General features: G+C 51.3%; 4 protein-coding genes, 3 tRNA genes and 1 rRNA gene. All 8 read right to left on the reverse strand.

Going from position 1 to position 3,532, the window contains the following annotated elements; all coding sequences use genetic code 11:
- Positions 1–110, reverse strand: a 110-nt coding sequence (locus tag ACIGCM_RS22805) for a GTP-binding protein (protein WP_397504346.1), incomplete at its 3' end; no start/stop codon positions are given.
- 84 nt (positions 111–194) lie between these two features.
- Positions 195–270 (reverse strand) — tRNA-Thr (locus ACIGCM_RS22810).
- Positions 271–296: 26 nt separating this feature from the next.
- Positions 297–370 (reverse strand) — tRNA-Gly (locus ACIGCM_RS22815).
- A gap of 24 nt (positions 371–394) precedes the next feature.
- A tRNA-Tyr gene (locus ACIGCM_RS22820) sits at positions 395–479 on the reverse strand.
- Between the two features lie 143 nt (positions 480–622).
- The gene (locus ACIGCM_RS22825) at positions 623–1,294 is read right to left on the reverse strand and encodes an SPOR domain-containing protein (protein ID WP_397504347.1); all 672 of its coding nucleotides are present in this window, start codon (positions 1,292–1,294) and stop codon (positions 623–625) included.
- Between the two features lie 7 nt (positions 1,295–1,301).
- Positions 1,302–2,048, reverse strand: a complete 747-nt coding sequence (locus tag ACIGCM_RS22830; RefSeq protein ID WP_397504348.1) for a pantothenate kinase — start codon at positions 2,046–2,048, stop codon at positions 1,302–1,304.
- On the reverse strand, positions 2,038–3,003 hold the full coding sequence (birA, locus tag ACIGCM_RS22835; protein ID WP_397504349.1) for a bifunctional biotin--[acetyl-CoA-carboxylase] ligase/biotin operon repressor BirA: 966 nt from the start codon (positions 3,001–3,003) through the stop codon (positions 2,038–2,040). Before birA ends, ACIGCM_RS22830 begins: the two co-directional genes overlap by 11 nt.
- A 443-nt stretch (positions 3,004–3,446) precedes the next feature.
- Positions 3,447–3,532 (reverse strand): 5S ribosomal RNA (gene rrf, locus ACIGCM_RS22840); the annotation flags it as partial.

Below are 3,532 nucleotides of genomic sequence, written 5' to 3' on the forward strand. Positions count from 1 at the left end.
GCACAAACGCGAGTCAGTGCTGCAGTCAGGGTAGTTTTACCATGGTCAACGTGGCCGATTGTGCCAACGTTTACGTGTGGTTTTTTACGTTCAAATTTTTCTTTAGCCATCTCGACCGTCTCCAAACGAAGAATTGCAGAAGCCTTACCACCATTAAAATAAAGGCAGATACTCACATATCTGCCTTTATTAAATGGAGCTCATGAGCGGATTTGAACCGCTGACCTCACCCTTACCAAGGGTGTGCTCTACCAACTGAGCTACATGAGCGAATCGTGTCGCGAACACTGCAAACTTGGAGCGGGTGGCGGGAATCGAACCCGCATCATTAGCTTGGAAGGCTAAGGTTCTACCACTAAACTACACCCGCTCAACTTGCAATTAACGCTAAATCTGGTGGAGGGAGAAGGATTCGAACCTTCGAAGTCGTAGACGTCAGATTTACAGTCTGATCCCTTTGGCCGCTCGGGAATCCCTCCAAAAGGAAGCGGCATTCTCAAGAGAAGCCACCCTACTGTCAAGCAATTTCTCAATAAAAACCTGAGCTTAGAGCATTTGACAGTAACTTTGCTGAGCGGCTTGTTTAAGGCCACCCTGCGAAGCGGGCGCCATTCTATGCAATCTATTGCGAGGATGCAATGCTTTCGCACGGCATTAATTGATGTTTTAGCCCATTAAAATCAAATGCGAGCTTTTCCAGTAGCGAATCATCCGCCAAACGCCGACTTTCCGGGGCTATGCGCACCCAGTAGCTGCGGTGTGCCCGCGGCAACTCGCGCAACGAAGAGGCATAACCAACATCTTCCAGGCGCTGAATCACGCTTTGAGCTGAGTCCTTGCGCGGGAATATTCCTAAGGAAATTCCGTTTTCAAGGTCACCCTGGGAAATTAAATAGCTATCAATGTTACGTGCCTGCAGCTCTTTGAGCTGACGCAAAGAAGCCGAGCGTGAACCTAGGGGCGGAATATAGACCCAATAATCGACACCAGCCTGATCATCAACCGAACGCACCTCTGAGTTGATATCGAGACTTATTAGACGCTGCTCAACGACTTGCGCCTCAGAGCGCTGCTCAAATGAACCGAGATACATGCAGGTATCATCGGTCGGCGGCTCGATTACCGGCGTGCGGCGCTGCTGATTATCCGTTTCGCTTAACAAGTGAATATCACGCTTGGTATTTTGTTGCTGCGCCAGAGGCGCAACTTCTTTTGGCCTTAATGGTGCCTGCTGCTGATGCCAGACGTAATAAAAAGCGTTAAGCACCACCAACAATAGAAAAATCCAACGCATGCGAACCTCAGGACAGCGGGCAGGCCGCAGCCAATCCCTTGAAAACCAAATCGGGGGCAATCTTCGCACCTGGCGCCATATCAACAACGAACGCGGCGTCCCCACCCGTCAGGAATACCACAAAATCGTCACCGAGGTATTCGTGAGCTAGCTGCAACTGGGTCGAGACGAACCCTTGCAGCATAAGCGCGCAGCCCCTCTCTACAGCCTCAGCAGTTGAGCGTCCTGGACCACTTTTCTGCTGGGCACGCTCCGCGACATCATCGCTATATCGTATTCGCCGGGTATGGGTACGCAATTGATTGCGCATCAACGGCACGCCCGGACAGATAAAGCCTCCTAAGTGCTCACCATTCTTGCTGACATAGTCGGCTGTGACCGCCGTCCCCAGATCAAGTACCAGGCACGCCTTGCTCGCTTGCAAGTAGGCACCTACCAAGGCCAGCCAGCGATCAAGCCCCAACTGCTGATATTGCTCATAGCCGTTACGCACACCTGCGAGCTCAATAACCGGTGTGGCGCAGACACACTCGACATTAAAACGTTGATTAATTGACTCAACCAGTTGCAGGGTTTCAGCATCGGTACGCACACTTACCAGGCGACAAGCTGCAACATGGACAGCGTTATCTTCTAGGGCCAGCATCAGCTCTTCATCCGAGCCAACCACACCACCACACACCACTTGTGGCCTGTCGCCTGTCACTACCCGCCACTTGATAAAGCTATTACCGCAATCAAGCTCAAGAATCATCGCTTAACCTCAAGCTCAACTCACCACCGCTGAAGCTGCGTTCTTCGCCATCAACCTTGAGACGAATAGCGCCTGTAGCATCAACACCTAATATTTCACCTTTAATTGGAGTCTGGCCCGCTGTTAACGTGGCCATGCGCCCTTGCCAAAGATGATTGGCTTGCCACTCTTCCTGCAACGCAATAAATCCATCGCGCATATGGATGTCGATATAGGTTTGCAGGTGGGCACTGAAGAACTCGACCAATTGATTGCGATCAACCGTTTCTCCCAAGACATTGGACAATGACGTCCATGCCTGAGTGATGGTGTCCGCCTCAACCACCTTCATATTAACGTTAACCCCAACACCGATGACCACATGGCATTCGTCAGCAGGATCACCAGACATCTCCAAGAGAATGCCAGCGATTTTATGACCATCAACCAAGACATCGTTAGGCCACTTTAACCCCGCATTGTCGACACCCAGCTGCTTGATGGCCTTGAGCAGGGCCAACCCCACCACCAAACTCAGCCCCTCAATCTGACGCATACCGCCATTTATTCGCATAATCAGGCTGTAATACATATTTTCAGCGAATGGACTGACCCAAGTACGTCCGCGACGACCGCGACCCGCAGTTTGCTGCTCAGCCAACACTAAATAGGGCGGCTGGTATCCTGCGGCCAGCATGCGCATTACTTCTGCGTTAGTCGAGTCTACCGACTCCAGCACAGTCACTGGCCAGCCTTGTTGCGCGTGACTGAGTGACAGTCTCTGTTGGTCGAGCAATATGAGTGGATTTTGCAATTGGTAACCACGCCCACGTACTTTATAAATCGACAGCCCTAGCTCAGCTTCGAGCCCTTGCAACTGCTTCCACACAGCCGAACGACTGACACCCAGCGCAGCCCCTAAGGCCTCGCCTGAATGAAATCTGCCATCCTGAAGTAGCCGCAATAATGGCTGCATGTTTCGCTCACAAACTATTAAGGCACGCATGATAACGGCGAGTAGCCACATTGCCTACACACCACAGAGTTGATTATCTACGTCGTTAAACTTGTGATCGCTACAAAGACACTCGTCCAGCAATAAAAAACTACCGCAAGGTGGTTTTTTATTGCTTTGGATTTAATGTTCGATGCGTTGGGGATGTGGCTTTAGCCATCCGCCATTTTGACGTGGTAACCACCCGGACGCCGACATTCTCGTAGGTGGTCGACACTGCCCTGAACAGCCACAACAACTGGCAAGCTCTTCACACCTAGTTTGGTAGGTGGGTGACGCTTTTCCACCCACCCTCGCGCGCGTGAATATTCACACTATTTGCGTGCCCCCGGTAAAGCTGAACTTTTCCGTGGCCCAAAGTAAAACCCCAGATCATTTACATGATCTGGGGTTTCGGTATAGGCGCTTGACGATGACCTACTCTCACATGGGGAAACCCCACACTACCATCGGCGATGCATCGTTTCACTACTGAGTTCGGGATGGGATC

This window comes from Pseudomonas sp. NPDC078700, from assembly GCF_044542375.1.
In the GTDB taxonomy this organism is placed as follows: Bacteria; Pseudomonadota; Gammaproteobacteria; order Pseudomonadales; family Pseudomonadaceae; genus Aquipseudomonas.